Origin of the sequence: Sutterella wadsworthensis 2_1_59BFAA (assembly GCF_000297775.1) — a bacterium.
GTDB classification, from domain to species: domain Bacteria; phylum Pseudomonadota; class Gammaproteobacteria; order Burkholderiales; family Burkholderiaceae_F; genus Sutterella; species Sutterella wadsworthensis_A.
On the sequence record NZ_JH815522.1, the window covers coordinates 37,598 to 56,578 of the forward strand.

The following is an 18,981-nucleotide window of genomic DNA, read 5'->3' on the forward strand; positions in this document are numbered from 1 at the left end:
TATTCGGGTTTGAATCGGCGAATAACTGGTAAAATAGATTGTTTGGACCGACGCGGTCACGCACGAGAGGGCGGGCAGCGAAGCGGTCGTCGCGGCGGGTCTCCGGACCCTGCGCGCATCAGTCAGACAGACTTAAGGAAAGAAGAGCCGGAAGGCTTCGTCCGGGATCAGGGACGGGGCGCCGGCCTTACCCAGAGGAATAAACGGCATGGACGAAAAAGACAATAAGGAAGAGCCGCAGGTGCAGGGCCCGGAAGCCGCCGAGGATGCGGAAGACGACGCCCCGCTTCAGGGATCCGCCCTGAGCGTCGCGCACGAGCTCCTTCCGATTTCGCTTGAATCGGAAATGAAGCGCTCTTATCTCGACTACGCCATGAGCGTGATCGTGGGCCGCGCGCTTCCCGATGTGCGCGACGGCTTGAAGCCGGTGCACCGCCGCGTTCTTCATGCCATGAACGAGATCAAAAACACCCACAACAACCCGACCAAGAAGGCCGCGCGCGTTGTGGGTGAAGTGCTCGGCAAGTACCACCCGCACGGCGACTCCGCCGCCTACATGACGATCGTGCGCATGGCCCAGCCCTTCTCGCTGCGCTATCCGCTCATCTTCGGTCAGGGCAACTTCGGCTCGATCGACGGCGACAGCCCCGCCGCCATGCGTTACACGGAAGTGCGCCTTGAGAAGATCGCCGGTGAAATGCTCGCCGACATCAACGAGGACACGGTCGACTTCGTTCCGAACTTCGACAACTCCGAAAGGGAGCCCGTCGTCCTGCCGACCCGTCTGCCTCAGCTTCTCATCAACGGCTCCTCCGGCATCGCCGTGGGCATGGCCACGAACATCCCGCCGCACAATCTCGGCGAGACGATCGACGCCTGCCTGCACCAGCTCCGCAATCCCGAGTGCTCGATCGAGGACCTCATTCGCCTGATGCCCGCTCCCGATTTCCCGACAGGTGGCATCATCTTCGGCATCTCCGACGTCCATCAGGGCTACCGCACGGGCCGCGGCCGCGTGGTCATGCGCGCCCGCACGCATCTTGAGGAATTCGGCCGCGACCGCGTCCGCATCATCGTCGACGAGATTCCGTACATGGTCAACAAGCGCGTCATGTACGAGAAGATGCACGAGCTCATGCGCGAGAAGAAGATCGAGGGCATCGCCGAAATGCGCGACGAGTCCTCGAAGGAGATCCGCATCTGCATCGACCTCAAGCAGGGCGCCATGCCCGAGGTCGTGCTCAACAACCTCTTCAAGATGACGCAGATGCAGGAGAGCTTCGGCATGAACATGGTCGCCCTCGTGGACGGCCAGCCGACGCTGCTCAACCTGCAGCAGATGATCGTGCACTTCCTGTCGCACCGCCGCGAAGTTGTGACGCGCCGCACGGTCTTCCGCCTCGGCAAGTACCGCGCCCAGGGCCATCTGCTAGAAGGCCAGACGGTTGCGCTCTCGAACCTTGACGAGTTCATCCGCATCATCCGCAACGCCAAAACGCCGGCCGACGCCGCCGACGAGCTCTACGGCCGCGGCTGGCCCACGGCCATGGCCCAAGAGCTTGCCAGCCGCAGCGTTGAGGACATGCACCGCTACTATCCCGAGGACATGGACCCCGTCCGCGGCATCCAGCAGGACGGTCTCTACTACCTCACCAGGGTTCAGATCGACAACATCCTTGCGATGAGCCTGCGTCGCCTGACCGGCCTCGAGCAGGACAAGGTCCGCGCCGACTACGCCGCCATGATGGCCAACATCGCCGACTGCCTCGACATTCTCGCCCGTCCCGAACGCGTCAACGCGATCATCGGCGAGGAGCTCGAGAACATCCGCGAGGAGTACGGCGACGAGCGCCGCTCGACGATCGACCTCATGGGCGATCCGAACTTCAACAAGCGCGACCTGATTCCGCGCCGCGACATGGTCGTCACGCTCTCGCGCGGCGGCTACATCAAGAGCCAGGACCTCGCCGACTACGACGCCCAGACGCGCGGCGGCAAGGGCCGCAAGGTTCAGGAGATGACGAAGGATGACGAGGTCGCCGAGCTCTTCATCGCCAACTCGCACGACGTGATCATGTGCTTTTCCACGGCGGGCAGGGTCTATCCTATCGACGTCTTCGAGCTGCCCGAGGGCAAGTCCAACACCCGCGGACGTCCGATCGTCAACCTGCTTCCGCTCGAAGAGGGCGAGCAGATCTCCTTCATGCTGCCGATTCAGGGCTTTGACAACGAGCACTACATCGTGATGGCCACGAACCGCGGCACGATCAAGAAGACGCCGCTCTCCGCCTTCAGGAACGCCCGCCTCAAGGGCATCATCGCCACGACGCTCGACGAGGGCGAAACGCTCGTCGGCGTGGCCGTCTCCGACGGCGGCGACGACATCATGCTCTTCAGCGATGCGGGCAAGTGCGCCCGCTTCTCCGAGAGCGTCCTCCGTCCGATGGGGCGTGCGGCCCACGGGGTGATCGGCATGCGTCTCGACGAAGGCCAGTCCGTCATCTCCCTCATTGTCACGAACGACGAGCAGAAGTACGTGCTCGCCGCCACCGAGCACGGCTACGGCAAGCGCACCCTCGTTAGCGAGTATCAGCGCAAGGGCCGCGGCATCCGAGGTGTGATCACCATCTCCACGAAGGAGCGCAACGGCCGCATGGTCTCCGCCGTCCTCACGGATCCCGACGACGAGATCATGATGCTCACCACGGGCGGCAAAGTCGTGCGCACGAGCGCCAGTGAAGTCAGCATCGTGAACCGCGCAGCCATGGGCGTGCGTCTCATCAACCCCGGCGACGACACGCTCGCCTCGGTGCGCCGAGTCGCAGTCAAGAGCGCCGACGACGAACTCGAGAAGCTCAACATCGAGGTCTCCGACGAGGACCTGCTCGTTGATGAGGATCCCGCCGACGACGAGTCCGAGACTCCCGAGACCGATTCCGACAACGCCGTCGATGTCGACGGAGATGATCAGGATCAAAACTGATGCAGGATTCTGCAGTCGGCAATTGCTGACGAGATCGCCTAAGATAAACGGATGCGCCGCTTTTTTGCAGCGCATCCGTTTTTTCATGGTTCCGCCGTTTTTTTGTCTGGAGATAGTCATGGGTCGTCCCTTCAACTTCGCCGCCGGTCCGAGCATGCTGCCTGAGTCCGTTCTCAAAAGCGTTTCCGACGCCGTCATCGACTACGAGGGGCACGGCTACTCCATTCTCGAGATGATGCACCGCAAGCCGCCCTTCGAGGCGATCCTTCTCGAGCTCAAGAGCCGCGTGAAGTCGCTTCTGGCCGTGCCCGACGACTTCGAGATCCTCTTCTGCCCGGGCGGCGGCAAGACGCAGTTCGCCATGGTGCCGCTCAACCTCGTCACCCAGGGGTGCCGCGGCGGCTACGTCGTCACGGGCACCTGGTCGCGCATGGCGAGCGAGGAGTGCCGCCGCGTCTCCCGCGAGACGACGCTCTGGGCTGGCAACAACCGCGAGCTGCCGGCGAACGTGATCCATGTTCCGCGCGACGTCGAGTACGTCTACTTCTGCGACAACGAAACGGTCGACGGCACCGAATTCAAGGGCCTGCCCGCCGTTGACGACAACGACGCTCTCTTCGTCTCCGACATGTCGAGTAACTTCATGAGCCGTCCCGTCGACTGGACCCGCTATGCGGCCGTCTGGGCCGGCGTTCAGAAGAACTTCGGCACCGCGGGCCTCGCTTGCGTGATCGTGCGCCGCGACCAGCTCGGCTGCGCCGCCGAAACCGTGCCGCAGATGCTCGACTGGAGCGTCTACGCCAGGAACAACAGTCTGCAGAACACGCCGCCCGTGCTTCAGTTCTACACCGCCATGCTGATGGCCCGCTGGGTCGACGAGCAGGGCGGCGTCGCCGAGATGGACCGTCGCGCGAAGGAGCGCTCGGCCCTTCTCTACGACACCATCGACAGCATGGGCGACTTCTACGTGAGCCGCATCGCGCCCGAAGCCCGCAGCCGCATGAACGTCGTCTTCACGCTCGCCGACGAGACGCTCCTGCCCGTCTTCGTGAAGGAGGCCGAGGCGCAGGGCCTGACGAATCTCGCCGGCCACCGCTCCGTGGGCGGCCTGCGCGCGTCGCTCTACAACGTGATGCCCATGGAGGGCGTCGAGAGGCTCACCGCCTTCATGCGCGACTTCGCGGGGCGCCATGTCGAGCGTCACTGACGGCGTCGTCGCCTTTCTCGGGCCTGCGGGGACCTTCTCCGAGCAGGCCGTCAGGGCCGTCTTCGGACGTGAGGCGAAGGCGATCGCCGAACCCGACTTCGACGCCGTTCTCGATGCGGTCGAGAGCGGTGAGGCGCGTTTCGGCGTCATTGCGATTGAAAACAACACGAACGGCACGGTCACGCACGCGCTCGACTTGTTGCTCGAGCGCCGCCTCTGCATCGTGGGCGAGGTGTCCGTGCCCGTCGTCCACAATCTGCTCACGCTCGAGAAGCGTCTCGAGGACGTCAGGCGTGTCTACGCGCATGCGCAGGCGCTCGCGCAGTGCAGGGGGTGGCTCTCGCGTCACATGCCCGACGCCGAGCGCATCGCCGTCTCGTCCAATGCCGAAGGGGCCCGCAGGGCCTCGATCGAGCGGGGCGCGGCGGGGATTGCCGCGATCGTGGCGGCCGACATCTACGGCCTGCGCGCCGCAGCCAAGAGCATTCAGGACGGCGAGGGCAACCGCACGCGCTTCCTCGTGATGGCGCGCGAGCCCGAGATGATCCTCGAAACTCCGAAGGCCTTCAAGACGAGCATCGTCTTCTCGGTGCCCAACGTGCCGGGCTCGCTCTACGACATGATGACGCCGATGGCCGAGAACGGCGTGCAGATGGTCCGCATCGAGAGCCGTCCCGCCCGCAACGGCTTCTGGGACTACAACTTCTTCATCGACGTCGAGGGCTCGGTCGAGACCCCCGGCGTTCGCGAAGCGCTTGCGGCCATGGAGGCGAGGACCGAGCACTGGCGCCTTCTCGGATCTTACCCTGTTGTAGACTGATGGCCTCGCCAGCGCGAAGAGATCCGCTGGGCGAGCCAACAGACGAGAGATTTCATGACAGACTGCATTCCGGTTATTACGCTTGACGGCCCCGCCGCGAGCGGCAAGGGCACGATCGCGTCCCGAGTCGCCGACGCGCTTGGCTTCCACTACCTCGACAGCGGCGCGCTCTACCGCATCGCGACCCTCGACGCCCTTTCGAAGGGGATCGACCTTGACGACGCGCAGGCGCTCACGGCGGCGGCCCAAGGGCTCTCCCCCGTGTTCGAGGGCGGCCGCATCCTTCTCGACGGTCGCGACGTGACGACGGCCATCCGTGCCGAGGAAGTGAGCTCCGCCACGAGCCGCGTGGCCGTGGTGCCCGGCGTTCGAGCCGCGCTCTTTGCGCTGCAGAAGAACGCCGCCCGCCTGCCCGGTCTCGTCGCCGACGGCAGGGACATGGGCACGGTGGTCTTCCCCGAGGCTCCGCTCAAGGTCTTCATGACCGCAACGGCCAGGGTCCGCGCCGAGCGCAGGTACTGCCAGCTGCTCGAACGTGGCGAAACGGCCGACCTCGAGGCGCTTACTGCCGATCTTGAGGAGCGCGACCGTCGCGACAGCCAGAGGGCCACGGCGCCTCTGAAGCCCGCCGAGGACGCACGCCTTCTCGACACGTCCTACATGGGCATCGAGGAAGTCGTAAAAAAAGTCCTCGAGTGGTGGGACGAGACCAAAAAGTTGTCGTAGAATAAGCGTTCATTTTTTTCCGCAGGTCGCCCGAAGGGGCGTCTTGCATTTTCATCAACTCCGCCCAAGGCCTTCTGCTGCGGGTGTGTATCTTTATTTCAAACAATGACCAACGAAACCAACAAGCCCGAATCCTTCGCTGAGCTTTTTGCCGAAAGCCTCGCTCACCAGGAAATGCGTCAGGGTGAAGTCATCACCGCTGAAGTCGTCCGCGTCGACTACAACTTCGTCGTCGTCAACGCCGGCCTCAAGAGCGAAGCCTATGTGCCCATCGAAGAGTTCAAGGATGACCGTGGTGAAGTGACCGTCCAGCCGGGCGACTTCATCTCCGTCGCCATCGAATCCGTCGAAAACGGCTACGGCGACACGATCCTCAGCCGCGACAAGGCCAAGCGCCTCGCCGCCTGGATGAACCTCGAACAGGCTCTCGAATCCGGTGAACTCGTCACCGGTACGGTCACGGGCAAGGTCAAGGGCGGTCTCACCGTCATGACCAACGGCATCCGCGCCTTCCTCCCGGGCTCCCTCGTGGACACCCGTCCGGTCAAGGACACGACGCCGTACGAAGGCAAGACCTTCGAATTCAAGGTTATCAAGCTCGACCGCAAGCGCAACAACGTCGTGGTTTCCCGCCGTGCCGTCGTTGAAGCCAACATGGGCGAAGAACGCGCCAAGCTCCTCGAAACGCTCAAGGAAGGCGCCATCGTCAAGGGCATCGTCAAGAACATCACCGACTACGGCGCCTTCGTCGACCTCGGTGGCATCGACGGTCTCCTCCACATCACGGACCTCGCCTGGCGTCGCGTCCGCCACCCGAGCGAAGTCGTTCAGGTTGGTCAGGAACTCGAAGCCAAGGTTCTCAAGTTCGACCAGGACAAGAACCGCGTCTCCCTCGGCCTCAAGCAGCTCGGCGAAGACCCGTGGGTCGGCATCGCCCGCCGCTACCCGCAGGGCACCCGCCTCTTCGGCAAGGTCACGAACATCACCGACTACGGTGCCTTCGTTGAAGTCGAAGCCGGCATCGAAGGTCTCGTCCACGTCTCCGAAATGGATTGGACGAACAAGAACGTTGATCCGCGTAAGGTCGTCACGCTCGGCGATGAAGTCGAAGTCATGGTTCTCGACATCGACGAAGAACGCCGCCGCATCTCCCTCGGCATGAAGCAGTGCAAGCCGAATCCGTGGGAAGACTTCGCCCAGTCCCACAAGAAGGGCGACAAGGTCTCCGGCCAGATCAAGTCCATCACCGACTTCGGTGTGTTCATCGGTCTCCCGGGCGGCATTGACGGTCTCGTCCACCTCTCCGACCTTTCCTGGAATGAGTCCGGTGAAGAAGCCGTTCGCAAGTACAAGAAGGGCGACGAACTCGAAGCCGTCGTTCTCGCGATCGACACGGAACGTGAACGCATCTCCCTCGGCATCAAGCAGATGGGCGGCGATCCGTTCTCCAACTTCGCTTCCACCCACGACAAGAACACGCTCGTCAAGGGTACGGTGAAGTCCGTTGACGCCAAGGGCGCCGTCATCGACCTCGGCAACGACGTCGAAGGCTACCTCCGCGCTGCTGAAATCTCCGCCGACCGCGTTGAAGACGCCACGACGCGTCTCGCCGCCGGCGACGAAGTCGAAGCTCTCATCACGAACATCGACCGCAAGAACCGCTCCATCCAGCTCTCCATCCGTGCGAAGGACGCTGCTGAAGCCCGTGACGCTCTCGATCGTCTCAACGCCGATGCCACGGCTGCCTCCGGCACGACCAACCTCGGCGCTCTCCTCAAGGCCAAGCTCGAACAGAGGTAATTCTGAACGAAGCTGATCCGCGGGGATCGAAGGGCTCCGGTCCGACGGTCCCCAGAGGAACACAAAAAAGGCTGCGGCATGAAAATGCCGGCAGCCTTTTTTCGTGATGACAGCGCGGGATTTGTCCCGAGCCCGCATCGCGTGCCACAATGTCACCGAATCCTGACTAACGACAAGAAAAGGCCTTTTATGGAATCCGAACTTTGGTATCTGGTCCTCATTCCCGTGCTCTTCGCCGCTGGCTGGTGGGCCCGTGGGCTCGACGCAGGCGAGCGCGAGCGGAATTCCAGGCGGCTCCCCGAGGCGTATTCGCGCGGGGTGGCCATGCTCATGAGCGACCGTCCCGACAAGGCCATCGATCCCTTCATCGAAGTCGTCAGGCTCGACCCCGAGCTCATCGAGCTCCACCACGTGCTCGGCACGCTCTTCCGCCGCCGCGGCGAGTTCGAGCGCGCGATCAAGCTCCACAACCACCTTGTCAACCGCGAGGATATCCCCGAGGAGGACCGCGTCAAGGCACTCCAGGCTCTTGGCGAGGACTACATGACCGCTGGCCTCTTCGACCGCGCCGAGGAGACCTACCGCAGGCTCCTGCGCAACCCCACCGAACATCTGGACGCGCTGCGCGCGCTCCTTAAGATCTACTGCATCGAGCACGAGTGGACCTCCGCCATCGACGTCTCGCGCCAACTCGAGGTACAGGCGGGTGAAAATCTCGCTTCCGAGATCGCCCACTACTACTGCGAGCTCGCCGAGGAGGCCGTCCGCCGCAAGGACTTCGAGCTTGCCGACGACCACGTTCGTCATGCGCTTGAAAAGTGCCCCGAGTCTCCGCGTGCGGGCATTGCCGCTGGCGCCGTCGCGCTCTCGCTCGGCAACGCCGAACGTGCCCTGCGCTGCTGGAACGGCGTCATGAAGCGCACGCCCGCCTACCTGCCGCTCGTCGTCGGCCGCGTCGCCGATGCGCTCGACGCGCTCGGCCGCAGGGATGAGGCCGTCGTGCTTCTGCACAAGGCGCTCGCCGACAACGGCGGCGCCGACGTGATGGAGGAGGCCGTCAAGCGCCTCGCCGCCTGGGAGGGCCTTGAAAAGGCGGGCGAGAGCGTCGTCGAGATGCTCGCCAGGCGTCCTAGCCTCTCCGCCTTTTCGACCATGATGACGCTTCGTCAGAAGGAGCGCCCCGACGACGAGGAGACGAAGCTCCTCGCCACGCTCCTGCAGCGCCACGGCCGCCGCTTCACGAAGTACCAGTGCTCGAACTGCGGCTTCCTTGCCTCGTCCTTCTCCTGGCACTGCCTCGGCTGCGGCGCCTGGGACAGCTTCCCGCCGCGCCGCATCGAGGACGTCAAGTAGTCCTCGTGCGTGCGCGAGGCATGCATCCTGCACGGGAATCGGTCATCAAGGCCTTTCTCCAAGTGATTTTGAGACCTTTGTTACAATTGTCGTGATGACGCCAAACATATTGAACGTCGCGTCTTCATACAATTAAGCAATGAATGAACGGCGGCTGCATGAGCGATGGAACGTCCGCCGTTCCCTGAACATGCATCGCTCATTCTGTCCACGCAGAAAAAAAAGGAAATTGGAACAGTATGTTTAAGCGCATTGGTCTGTTGGTGCTCGCCAACCTCGCCGTCTTCATCATGCTCAGCGTGATCCTCACGGTCGTGCAGATGGTGTTCGGCGTCAACTTCGGCACCATGGCGGGCTCGTCCCTCAACCTTTCCGCCCTCTTCATCTTCTCGATGGTCGTCGGCTTCAGCGGCTCGATCATCTCGCTGCTCATGAGCAAGCAGATGGCCAAGATGAGCATGGGCGTGCAGATGATCGACACGAACAATCCCCAGCCCGGTCTTGAAGCCTACCTCGTCGGCGTCGTGCGCCACGAAGCCGAAAGGGCCGGCATCCCGATGCCTGAAGTCGGCATCTACGAAGGCGAGCCCAACGCCTTCGCGACCGGCGCCTCCGCCTCGAGCGCCATGGTGGCCGTCTCCACGGGGCTTCTCAACATCATGAACCGCGACGAAGTCGAGGCCGTGCTCGCCCACGAGATCTCCCACGTCAAGAACGGCGACATGGTCACGCAGACCCTGCTTCAGGGGGTGATGAACACCTTCGTCGTGTTCTTCTCCCGCATCATCGGCTGGGTGGTCGACCGTCAGATCCTCCGCAACGAAGACGATGCTCCGGGTGTCGGCTACTACGTGACGAGCCTTGTTCTCGACATCTGCCTTGGCTTCCTTGCCGGCATGGTCGTCGCCTACTTCTCCCGCTGGCGTGAATACCACGCCGACGCCGGCGCCGCCGAGATCATGCAGTCCAACCAGCCCATGATCAACGCCCTGCGCCGCCTTGGCGGCATGGAGGCCCAGAACGAGCTTCCGGGGGCCGTCAAGGGCTTCGGCATCTCGGGCGGCATCGGCTCGCTCTTCGCGACCCATCCGTCCATTGAGGACCGCATCGCTGCGCTTGAAAGCCGCCGCTACTGATGCAGCTTCTGAGGGCCGTCCTCCGCGACGGCTCCTCGAGCAATGAAAAAAAACTCTGCCGACTTCTGGTCTGGCGGAGTTTTTTTGTTCGCGCTTTGTGGACTCAGCCGCTCACGGTGGTCGGGATGCCGAGCGCGTTCACGCGTGCGGCGATCTCGTCGAGACGCTCGCGGGGCGCCTTGAGGAGGTTCTTGCCAGGCGTCTCCCTGTCGAGCGTGTAGATCGTCACGAGTCTGGGGCCGATCTCCCTGAGGGCGTCGAGCCAGGGGTCGACGTACTCGTCCCCCGTGTTGTCGACGCTTCGGCCCTCCCATTCGCCCTTCATGAACATCGTCTGGATGATGCAGCGGCCTTCGAAGGCTTTCATGCGCTCGATGAGCTTCGGCAGGTCGTAGCGGCTCGTGGGGCGGTCGACGAGGTGAATGTAGTCCTCGTCGACGGTGTCGAGCTTGAGGAGCGCGTTGTCGACCCTGAGGAGCGCGCGGAAGACGCCGTTCCTGACGATGTGGGTGGCGTTGGTGAGGACGCTCACCTGGCTTTTAGGCGCGTACTCGTCGCGAAGCGCGAGCGTGTCGTCGATGATGCCCTCAAAGTCGGAGTGCGAGGTGGGCTCGCCGTTGCCCGAGAAGGTGATCGTGTCGGGCAGGACGCCTTCGGCCTTCATGCTCTCGAGCTTGGCGCGAAGGGCTTCGCGCACGGCTTCACGCGTGGGCATCCTCAACTCGGGACGGTGCTGGCCGTTGAGGCCGCATTCGCAGTAGATGCAGTCGAAGCTGCAGAGCTTGCCGTCGGCGGGCAGCAGGTTGACGCCGAGCGAAACGCCTAGACGGCGGCTGTGCACGGGACCGAAAATCGGGCTGGGAAAGAGGATGGTTGACATGCCGAACTCCTGACGGGGGGACCTGATCGTCAATCATAGCGCAAGGCCTGCGGGCAGGAAAAAAGGCGCGGGAGCCGCCTCCCGCGCCTTTGTCAGTGCCGTGTACCCGAAGTCCGTCGTCAGGCTCTGGAGACCTTGACGGCCTCCTCGATCTCCTCGGGCGTGTGGTTGTCGTCGCGGGCGAACTGCCGGCCCACCCAGATGGCCATGCAGGCGAGCGAGATGCCCGTGAGCCAGAGGCCTGCGGCCGTGGCGCTCCAGAAGCCGTAGGCGCCCATCGGCTCGCCCGTGATCGGGTTGCCGAAGGCGAGCATGTAGCCGCCGCCGAGGCCCACGCCCCAGAGCATGACGCCGTAGATGATCATCGGCAGGCGCGTGACGCGGTAGCCTCGAAGGGCGAACGAGCTCACGGACTGCATGGCGTCGAAGACGTGGTAGAGGCAGCCGAAGATGAGGAGCGAGGCCGCCATCGCGCACACGCCCGTGTCGGACGAGTAGAGCGTCACGAGCCAGTGGCGCGCGAAGAAGAGGATGGTGACGATGCAGGTCGCGCTCGCCACCGAGACCTTGAGCGTGCGCGTGAGCACCGTGTAGGCCACGGCCGGCCAACGTGCACCGAGGCACTGGGAGATGAGTACGGACGAGGCGATGCCGATCGAGAGGGGCAGCATGTAGCAGAGGCTCGTGATGTTGGCCACGATTTGGTGGGCGGAAACGGCCTCGGAGCCGAAGCGTGCGACGAAGATTGCCATCAGCGTGAAGCTCGAGACCTCGAAGAAGGTGCTCAGGCCGATCGGAATGCCGACGTGGAGCTGCTCTTTCATCAGCGCCCACCTCGGGCCGAAGATGCGTTCGGCGTGCATCGTGCGGTAGAAGGCGTCGCGCTTCCAGATGGCGAGGTAGCAGAGGAAGGCGAGGTAGTTGAGGATGCAGAACGAGACGCCTGCGCCCGAGCCGCCCATGGCGGGGAAGCCGAGCCAGCCGTACATGAAGATGCCGTTGAGAGGCACCTTGAGGGCGAGCATGGCAAGCGAGACCCACATCGTGATGCGCGGGCGCGAGAGGGCCGCGTTGACCGAGATGAAGGTTCGGGCGAAGAGGCAGGCGGGCAGCGCGAGCGCGGTGAAGAAGAGGAATTCGGCGGCCATACGCGCGACCTCGCCCTCGACCTTGCCGAGCGAGATCCAGAGGTCCGTGTACATGAGGAGCGGAACGCCGAAGAGGCAGAGGAAGCCGCCGAGCCAGAAGTTCTGCTCGAGTTCCTCGCCCACGGCCCTGTAGTTGCGGGCGCCGTAGTGGTGGCCCGCAATCGGGGAGAGGCTCTGGAGGATGCCTGCAAGGCCCATCACCACGGAGATTGTGGCGGCGATGGAGACGGCGATGGCGGCAAGGTGGTTCTTGCCGAGCTGGCCGGCCATGATCGTGTCGATCGTGCCGCTGCCGACGATGGCGATGTTGGCGACGAAAATGGGGCCCGCAAGGCGCATGAGCGCTGCGAACGATGTCTTGGGAGGCGTCAGTGTCGTCATGAGGGGCTAAGTTCAGCGGTTTTGGATGACGGTGAAGGCTTCATCGGTGTGAGGACGACGGAAGCTGTCGGGCAGGAGGGCGCCGCTTCTGGACCTGTCAATCGTGAAGCGGCACTCGTCGAGGCGGGCGCGCACGAGGACGTCGAGGTCCGCGTAGTGTTTGAAGACCGCCTGCAGGCCGTGGTTCATGCCCGTGCCGCATACGACGTCGCCGGGCTGCATGCCCTTGGCCTCAAGGTTGCGGGCGACCGCCTTGACGACGGGCTCGTAGGAGCGGTTGACGTCGAGCGCCGTGTGGTAGAGGCCCACGAGCGAGGCGGAGAAGGCGGTGATGCCTGCGGCGGCGAGCCACGGACCGCGCCATGCAACGACGGGGCGGTGCGTGAGGCGCCAGCCGACGAAGACGAACCAGACGAGGGAGACGAGGCAGGCGAGCACCAGGCCCGAGTCGAAGACGGGGGCGCTGCCGGGGGCGAGCATCTGCAGGGACTCGGCCATCTTCGGTGCGAAGCTCGTGAGCCAGGCGAACCAGTAGGCCCAGAGCACGAGCAGGCCGAGCGTGAAGATCGTGAGCGAGAACCAGTCGAGCACGTTCTCGTAGCCGCGGCGGACGGTTACGAGACCGAAGGCCGCAGTGACGGAGAGCATTGGCAGGAAGGCGAGGAAGACCGTGTCGTAGGCCTGAAAGGAGGAGAAGACCACGGCGGGGATGCCTGCCATGAGCGCGGCCGCAGGCAGCAGGATGTGCGTCTGGCGGATCTGATGGCGCCAGACGTAGAGTCCCCAGATGGCGAAGGGCCAGATGGGGCAGAGGTACCAGAGGGCGTTGCGGGCGAACCAGAGATAGGTGTCGGAGCCCGCCAGCGAGAAGTGCGCGAGCTGGGCGGGCAGCCATTCGCCGAACCAGACCGCGGCCTGCGCGGGGTCGACGGCGAAGGCGAGCAGGGGCCAGGGCAGGAAGCCCGCGAGCGCGCCGGCGATCGTGATGAGAAGGCGCTTCGGGCGATGGTGCGAGAAGGCCTTGAGGCACTGGATCGTGATGAGGGCGAGTACGAGGAGCCAGCAGCTCGCGAAGAGCGTCGAGGAGACGACGGCCAGACCTGCTGCGAGACCTGCGGTGAAGGCGCCGGGAACGGGGCGCCTGATGCCGAGCGTGAGGCCGTAGAAGCTCAGCGCGGCCATCGTGAGGAGCGTCGTGTCTGGAAGCGCCTCGTGTTGGCGGGTGAGGATGCCGAAGGTTGCGACGAAGAGCAGTACGGCGACGTCGGCGACGACGCGGCTGTAGTCGCGAGGACTCGCCTCGCCGCCGAAGGCGAAGGCGATGGGCTGCGCCTCAGGGCGTCGGGCGAGGTGCCAGGTGCCGTACCAAAGGGCGGCCGTGGTGAGCGCGAAGAGAAGGCACGCGGCGAAGCGCACCGCGGCGATGTCGCCCATGAGTCCCGTGAGGCGGCCGAAGGCGATGATGACGGCGGTGAGCCAGCCCGCGAGCGGACCCGCCTCCGTGATCGGAGAGTCGGCCATCATGGGCATGAGCCAGGCGGATGCGCCGCCGTCAAGCATGGCGGAGGCCGTGCCGAAGCTCAGTGCGTCGCGAAGCGTCCAGAGCCCTGTCGCCCAGAAACCGCTGAAGGCGAAGATGGTCAGAAGCGCGAGAAGGCTCCAGCGAGGGAGCTTGCGGGCGGCTTCCTGGGACATTTTGACGGGAGTGGATCGCTGGCTGAGCACGGAGGGCTCCTAAGTTGACGTTTCGGACATTGCGGACATTGTCCGTTTTTTCGGGGCAAATGAAAAGGGCAGTCCGACGAATCGGAGACTGCCCTTTCTGGAAGCGACGTGCGGACGGGCCGCACGGGCCTGAACCGGCAATATTACTTGGCGGCCTTGGCGGCTTCGGCGGCGGCGTTCATGGCCTGCTGCTTGGCGGCGAACTTGGCGCGGAACTTTTCAACGCGGCCGGCTTCGACGATGCGCGTCTGAGCGCCCGTGTAGAACGGGTGGCTGGCGGAGGACGTATCAAGCTTGTACATCGGGTAGGTCACGCCGTCGATTTCGATCGTTTCACGCGTCTGAGCGGCGGAACGGATGATGAACGTCTGGTTGATGGAGAGGTCGACGAAAGCGACTTCGCGGTATTCGGGATGAATGCCTTTCTTCATTTTTAAGGTAATTCCTAGTTTTGGTTGTCGGTCGCCCTGACGGCCTTGCGAGTCCGCCCGAATTCGTCGGGTCTTACGACAGGCATGCCTGTCCACGTGCCAACTGGGAAAGGACGAAATTATGTCACGTCCCGCCGTCGCGTGCAAGCGTGCGGGAGAGGTTTTCGAGTCCCGTGCGGGACGAACGGCGGATCTTGTTAAGCGTCGAGCAAAGTTCGACTGTTACAATCAGGAAAATGACCGGAAGGCGCCCGCCGCTTTTCGGTTTTCCCTTTATTAGAGCCGTCCGCCAACGTCTGGACGACGGACATTCACAGACATTCAGATTCATCATCATGTCCAATTTCGAACGCTGCGTCATCGCCACCCGCGAAAGCCCCCTTGCCATGTGGCAGGCCCTTCACATCCAGTCCGTGCTGCGCGCCCGCTATCCGTCCGCGAGCGTGGAGCTCCTCGGCATGACGACGCGAGGCGACCAGATCCTCGACCGCACGCTCTCCAAGGTGGGCGGCAAGGGGCTCTTCGTGAAGGAGCTTGAAGTCGCCATGGAGGCGGGCGAGGCCGATCTCGCCGTGCACTCCCTCAAGGACGTTCCGATGGAGCTTCCCGAGGGCTTCGACCTCGTCGCCGTGAGCGAACGCGAGGATCCGCGCGACGCCTTCGTCTCCCCGAAGTACGCGAGCCTTGACGACATGCCCGCCGGCGCCCGCGTGGGCACTGCCAGCCTTCGCCGCGAGCTCATGCTCCGCATGAACTATCCGCACCTTGAAGTGCTTCCCGTTCGCGGCAACGTCGGCACGCGCCTGCGCAAGCTCGACGCCGGCGAATACGACGCCCTCGTGATGGCCTCCGCCGGCCTCAAGCGTCTTGAGCTCCACGACCGCATCCGCTCGATCATTCCGGCCGAAGTGAGCCTGCCGTCTCCGGGCCAGGGCGCCCTCGGCGTCGAGATCCGCTCCGACAACGCCGTCATGCACGAGGCTCTCGCCTTCCTCAATGACCCGCACACCCGCGCCTGCTGCACGGCCGAACGCGCCGTCTCCCGCGCGCTCGGCGGCTCCTGCCAGGTTCCGCTCGCCGCCTACGGCATCATCGAGGGCGGGGAGCTTTACCTGCGCGCCCTCGTGGGCAACCACAAGACCGGCGAAGCCATCCGCAGCGAGGCCCGCGGTCCCTGGACGGAGCCTGAAGCGCTTGCGGCGCGCGTGGTTGAGGACCTCCGCCGTCAGGGCGCAGACGCTATACTGAAGGCTGTTCTCGGTTAATTCAGGTCAAGAGGGATTTATGGCTTTACAAAGGCCCGTCATTCTGATGCGACCCGGCGAAGCGAACAACCGCCTCGCCGGCGTGCTCCTCAAGGAGGGGATTGAGTGCTGGCGCTGGCCGGCGTTCAGGATCGAGCTGCCCGGCAAGGAGGACTGCGATCTTGTTCAGGAGCGCCTGGACAACCTTGACGACGTCGAGATGGTCATTCTTCCGAGCCCCGCATCGGTTGCCGCCGCAGCCCATTGGGTGAAGGCATGGCCCGAGCACATCACGCTCGCCACGGTAGGCGAGGGCACCGCAAAGGTGATCCGCGCCGCCTGGGGCGACGACGTGAAGCTCATCTACCCCGAGGGCGACGCCGAGGATTCCGGCAGCGAGGCGCTCTGGGAGATCCTCAAGCACAGGGGGGCTCCTTCGCGCGTGCTCTTCCTGCGCGGCCAGACCGGCCGCGAATGGCTGCCCGAGCAGTTAAGGAGCATCGGCTCAGACGTCATCACGATGTGCATCTACGTCCGCGTGCCGCTCGAGCTCACGCCCGAACAGCGCAGCGACATCCTCATGGCCGCTCACGGTCCGTCTCCGATCATCTACATCACGAGCACGGACGCCGTCGACGCGCTCTTCCATGCGATCCGCCCCGTTTCGGAGGTTCGCGACTGGGTGACGAACGGCGTCGCCGTCACGCTCCATCCGCGCATCGTCCGCCGACTTCAGGAGGCGGGCTTCCACCACATCGAGGTCACCTGCACGGACGACGAGGTCGTCGCCTCCCACATCCGCGCAGACCTGCCCTGACGGAAGGTTTTGCATAAGTCGACTTAAATTTTGACGTGAACTTCGGCGCGGGCCGACGGGCTTGAGTCGGAAAAGGAAAAGGCACCGCCATCTTGACGGTGCCTTTCTTGTTTTCGGTCCCTCCGGGACTTACTTCTTCATGAGCTCGAAGAACTCGACGTTGTTCTTCGTGGCCTTCATCTTGTCGAGCAGGAATTCCATTGCCTCGAGTTCGTCCATGTCGTAGAGGAACTTGCGCAGGATCCAGACCTTCTGCAGGACGTCCGGCTTGAGGAGGAGTTCCTCGCGGCGGGTGCCCGAGCGGTTGAGGTTGATGGCCGGGTAGACGCGCTTTTCGGCCATGCGGCGCTCGAGGTGGATTTCGTTGTTGCCCGTGCCCTTGAATTCTTCGTAGATCACGTCGTCCATGCGGGAGCCCGTGTCGACGAGGGCGGTGCCGATGATCGTGAGCGAGCCGCCTTCCTCAAGGTTGCGGGCGGCGCCGAAGATGCGCTTCGGGCGCTGCAGGGCGTTGGCGTCCACGCCGCCCGTGAGCACCTTGCCCGAAGACGGAATCACGGTGTTGTAGGCGCGGGCGAGACGCGTGATGGAGTCGAGGAGGATGACGACGTCGCGCTTGCTTTCGGCAAGGCGCTTGGCCTTCTCGATGACCATTTCGGCCACCTGGACGTGACGGGCGGCGGGTTCGTCGAAGGTGGAGGCGACGACCTCGGCCTTGACGGAGCGCTGCATTTCGGTCACTTCCTCGGGACGTTCGTCGATGAGGAGGACGAAGAGAGTGACGTCGGGGTGGTTGGCGATGATCGCGTGGGCGATGTGCTGCATCAGGACCGTTTTGCCGGACTTCGGAGGAGCAACGATCAGGGCGCGCTGGCCCTTGCCGATCGGGGCGATCATGTCGATGATGCGGCCCGTGAGGTTCTCGTCGCCGCGCATGTCACGCTCGAGCACGAGATGCTCGTTCGGGAAGAGCGGCGTCAGGTTCTCGAACAGCATGCGGTGCTTGATGCTCTCGGGCGGCAGGCCGTTGACGGAGTCGACGCGCACGAGTGCGAAGTAGCGTTCGCCGTCCTTGGGCGTGCGGACCTCGCCTTCGATCGAGTCGCCGGTGTGAAGATTGAAGCGGCGGATCTGGGAGGGCGAGATGTAGATGTCGTCCGTGCTCGCAAGATAGGAGGTGTCAGGGCTGCGAAGGAAGCCGAAGCCGTCGGGAAGCACTTCGAGCGTGCCGTCACCGAAGATCTGCTCGCCGCTCTTGGCCTTCTTCTTGAGAATGGCGAACATGAGCTCCTGCTTGCGCATGCGCTGGGCGTTGTCGATTTCGAGCGCGTAGGCGATGTCGAGCAGCTGCGAGATGTGAAGGGACTTGAGGTCGGAAAGATGCATAGCGGATTTTGACGGCCCGAGAAGACGGCCCGTCGGAGGGGCGTGTTGGGAGAAATGCATGGAGCCGCATGAGGCGTGCGGCTCCGCCTGCCGCAAAGCGGCTTAGAGGTGAGCTTCGATGAAGGCGTTGAGCGTTTCCTGATCGCACAGGCCCGTGCGTTCACCGACGTGCTGGCCGTTCTTGAAGGCGATCACGGTCGGGATGCCGCGCACGTTGTACTCGCCGGCGAAGCGGCTGGCTTCGTCGCAGTTGTACTTGGCGATCACGACGCGGCCGTCAAAGGTTTCGGCAGCCTGTTCGAGGCGCGGGGCGAGCATGCGGCAGGGACCGCACCACGGAGCCCAGAAGTCGACGAGGACCGTGACGTTGGGCTGGGAGACGACTTCTTCGAAGTTTTCGTCGGTGACGTGAATGATTTCGCTCATGATGACTCCGGTGTGAGAAACTGTCCTGACGGACTGCGGGCCTGTCATGTGACCGTCGACCTTGGGCCGCACGGGGGAGCAGGCATAAATGCCGCAGGACTGAGTGCAAGATGTTGTGTTCGGGAAAGCGGCACTTGAAGGACTGCAGAACGAATCCGTGCCAGGGATGAGGGCGGCGGATTGGAATCCGCGCCGGAAAGTGTACCTATAGTAGCACCAAGAGGCCGCTCGTGCAGGGGGCTTCGGACGGCGGAAAAAGGATATTTTGCAAAAATCTGCTTCTTTCTGTAGACTATCGGGCTTGGCGGGTCCCCTCGCATGCTGTCCCCAGGAACCTGGTCAGGTCGGGAACGAAGCAGCCATACTGGTCAGCAGCAGTGCCGAGGACAAGGCTCGCCATTTTCATTTTTTCTCCGCCTCCGTTGTGGCGGACGCGTTCGGGCGTGGTTCAAGGCGAATCGCGCCTTTTTTGTCACCCCGCCTCCGCCTTCCTCTAGAATGTTCCTGCATGTCCCAAG

15 protein-coding genes and 1 other RNA gene are annotated in these 18,981 nt (G+C 63.8%); 10 read left to right on the forward strand and 6 right to left on the reverse strand.

The window, feature by feature from the left end:
* Positions 1–208 precede the first annotated feature (208 nt).
* The 7 genes from gyrA to htpX all read left to right on the forward strand — a co-directional run bounded on the left by gyrA (position 209) and on the right by htpX (position 10,025).
* A complete protein-coding gene (gene gyrA, locus HMPREF9465_RS11775; protein WP_005437291.1) occupies positions 209–2,983 on the forward strand; it encodes a DNA gyrase subunit A in 2,775 nt (924 codons plus the stop codon).
* Positions 2,984–3,101: 118 nt separating this feature from the next.
* On the forward strand, positions 3,102–4,190 hold the full coding sequence (serC, locus tag HMPREF9465_RS11780; RefSeq protein ID WP_005437293.1) for a 3-phosphoserine/phosphohydroxythreonine transaminase: 1,089 nt from the start codon (positions 3,102–3,104) through the stop codon (positions 4,188–4,190).
* Positions 4,174–5,010: a prephenate dehydratase gene (gene pheA / locus HMPREF9465_RS11785; RefSeq protein WP_005437294.1), complete on the forward strand. Its 837-nt coding sequence runs from the start codon at positions 4,174–4,176 to the stop codon at positions 5,008–5,010. The genes serC and pheA overlap by 17 nt, the downstream gene beginning before the upstream one ends.
* A gap of 54 nt (positions 5,011–5,064) precedes the next feature.
* Positions 5,065–5,736 carry a (d)CMP kinase gene (gene cmk / locus HMPREF9465_RS11790; protein WP_005437295.1) on the forward strand — a complete coding sequence of 224 codons (672 nt, stop codon included), beginning with the start codon at positions 5,065–5,067 and terminating at the stop codon, positions 5,734–5,736.
* A 105-nt stretch (positions 5,737–5,841) separates the two neighbouring features.
* Positions 5,842–7,536 (forward strand): 30S ribosomal protein S1, encoded by a 1,695-nt coding sequence (gene rpsA, locus HMPREF9465_RS11795; RefSeq protein WP_005437296.1) that lies wholly within the window; start codon positions 5,842–5,844, stop codon positions 7,534–7,536.
* Positions 7,537–7,725: 189 nt separating this feature from the next.
* Positions 7,726–8,889: a lipopolysaccharide assembly protein LapB gene (locus HMPREF9465_RS11800; protein WP_005437297.1), complete on the forward strand. Its 1,164-nt coding sequence runs from the start codon at positions 7,726–7,728 to the stop codon at positions 8,887–8,889.
* A gap of 239 nt (positions 8,890–9,128) precedes the next feature.
* The gene (gene htpX, locus HMPREF9465_RS11805; RefSeq protein ID WP_005437298.1) at positions 9,129–10,025 is read left to right on the forward strand and encodes a protease HtpX; all 897 of its coding nucleotides are present in this window, start codon (positions 9,129–9,131) and stop codon (positions 10,023–10,025) included.
* Between the two features lie 103 nt (positions 10,026–10,128).
* Here htpX and HMPREF9465_RS11810 read toward each other — a convergent pair whose 3' ends face one another.
* The 4 genes from HMPREF9465_RS11810 to HMPREF9465_RS11825 form a co-directional block, all read right to left on the reverse strand.
* Positions 10,129–10,905 carry a radical SAM protein gene (locus HMPREF9465_RS11810; protein WP_005437299.1) on the reverse strand — a complete coding sequence of 259 codons (777 nt, stop codon included), beginning with the start codon at positions 10,903–10,905 and terminating at the stop codon, positions 10,129–10,131.
* A 119-nt stretch (positions 10,906–11,024) separates the two neighbouring features.
* A complete protein-coding gene (locus tag HMPREF9465_RS11815) occupies positions 11,025–12,434 on the reverse strand; it encodes an MATE family efflux transporter (RefSeq protein ID WP_005437300.1) in 1,410 nt (469 codons plus the stop codon).
* A gap of 12 nt (positions 12,435–12,446) precedes the next feature.
* The gene (locus HMPREF9465_RS11820; protein WP_005437305.1) at positions 12,447–14,159 is read right to left on the reverse strand and encodes an ArnT family glycosyltransferase; all 1,713 of its coding nucleotides are present in this window, start codon (positions 14,157–14,159) and stop codon (positions 12,447–12,449) included.
* A gap of 143 nt (positions 14,160–14,302) precedes the next feature.
* Entirely contained in the window at positions 14,303–14,590 is a 288-nt protein-coding gene (locus HMPREF9465_RS11825) for a type B 50S ribosomal protein L31 (RefSeq protein ID WP_005437306.1), read from the reverse strand.
* A gap of 335 nt (positions 14,591–14,925) precedes the next feature.
* On the opposite strand from HMPREF9465_RS11825, the gene hemC reads away from it, so the two are divergent.
* Both hemC and HMPREF9465_RS11835 read left to right on the forward strand, forming a co-directional pair.
* On the forward strand, positions 14,926–15,855 hold the full coding sequence (hemC, locus tag HMPREF9465_RS11830) for a hydroxymethylbilane synthase (RefSeq protein ID WP_005437308.1): 930 nt from the start codon (positions 14,926–14,928) through the stop codon (positions 15,853–15,855).
* 19 nt (positions 15,856–15,874) lie between these two features.
* Positions 15,875–16,651, forward strand: coding sequence for a uroporphyrinogen-III synthase (locus HMPREF9465_RS11835; protein ID WP_005437310.1), 777 nt, complete (start codon positions 15,875–15,877; stop codon positions 16,649–16,651).
* A gap of 129 nt (positions 16,652–16,780) precedes the next feature.
* Here HMPREF9465_RS11835 and rho read toward each other — a convergent pair whose 3' ends face one another.
* Positions 16,781–18,037, reverse strand: a complete 1,257-nt coding sequence (gene rho, locus HMPREF9465_RS11840; protein WP_005437311.1) for a transcription termination factor Rho — start codon at positions 18,035–18,037, stop codon at positions 16,781–16,783.
* Between the two features lie 102 nt (positions 18,038–18,139).
* Positions 18,140–18,463, reverse strand: coding sequence for a thioredoxin (trxA, locus tag HMPREF9465_RS11845; RefSeq protein ID WP_005437312.1), 324 nt, complete (start codon positions 18,461–18,463; stop codon positions 18,140–18,142).
* A gap of 303 nt (positions 18,464–18,766) precedes the next feature.
* Between trxA and ffs the strand changes: the two genes are divergently transcribed.
* Positions 18,767–18,864, forward strand: an RNA gene (ffs, locus tag HMPREF9465_RS13005) — signal recognition particle sRNA small type.
* The last annotated feature ends 117 nt before the right edge of the window (positions 18,865–18,981 follow it).

What these genes read in the sequence shown, in the direction of transcription:
- gyrA (WP_005437291.1), top strand. Translation starts at nt 209, where the DNA reads ATGGACGAAAAAGACAATAAGGAAGAGCCGCAGGTGCAGGGCCCGGAA.
- serC (WP_005437293.1), top strand. Translation starts at nt 3,102, where the DNA reads ATGGGTCGTCCCTTCAACTTCGCCGCCGGTCCGAGCATGCTGCCTGAG.
- pheA (WP_005437294.1), top strand. Translation starts at nt 4,174, where the DNA reads ATGTCGAGCGTCACTGACGGCGTCGTCGCCTTTCTCGGGCCTGCGGGG.
- cmk (WP_005437295.1), top strand. Translation starts at nt 5,065, where the DNA reads ATGACAGACTGCATTCCGGTTATTACGCTTGACGGCCCCGCCGCGAGC.
- rpsA (WP_005437296.1), top strand. Translation starts at nt 5,842, where the DNA reads ATGACCAACGAAACCAACAAGCCCGAATCCTTCGCTGAGCTTTTTGCC.
- HMPREF9465_RS11800 (WP_005437297.1), top strand. Translation starts at nt 7,726, where the DNA reads ATGGAATCCGAACTTTGGTATCTGGTCCTCATTCCCGTGCTCTTCGCC.
- htpX (WP_005437298.1), top strand. Translation starts at nt 9,129, where the DNA reads ATGTTTAAGCGCATTGGTCTGTTGGTGCTCGCCAACCTCGCCGTCTTC.
- HMPREF9465_RS11810 (WP_005437299.1), bottom strand. Translation starts at nt 10,905, where the DNA reads ATGTCAACCATCCTCTTTCCCAGCCCGATTTTCGGTCCCGTGCACAGC.
- HMPREF9465_RS11815 (WP_005437300.1), bottom strand. Translation starts at nt 12,434, where the DNA reads ATGACGACACTGACGCCTCCCAAGACATCGTTCGCAGCGCTCATGCGC.
- HMPREF9465_RS11825 (WP_005437306.1), bottom strand. Translation starts at nt 14,590, where the DNA reads ATGAAGAAAGGCATTCATCCCGAATACCGCGAAGTCGCTTTCGTCGAC.
- hemC (WP_005437308.1), top strand. Translation starts at nt 14,926, where the DNA reads ATGTCCAATTTCGAACGCTGCGTCATCGCCACCCGCGAAAGCCCCCTT.
- HMPREF9465_RS11835 (WP_005437310.1), top strand. Translation starts at nt 15,875, where the DNA reads ATGGCTTTACAAAGGCCCGTCATTCTGATGCGACCCGGCGAAGCGAAC.
- rho (WP_005437311.1), bottom strand. Translation starts at nt 18,037, where the DNA reads ATGCATCTTTCCGACCTCAAGTCCCTTCACATCTCGCAGCTGCTCGAC.
- trxA (WP_005437312.1), bottom strand. Translation starts at nt 18,463, where the DNA reads ATGAGCGAAATCATTCACGTCACCGACGAAAACTTCGAAGAAGTCGTC.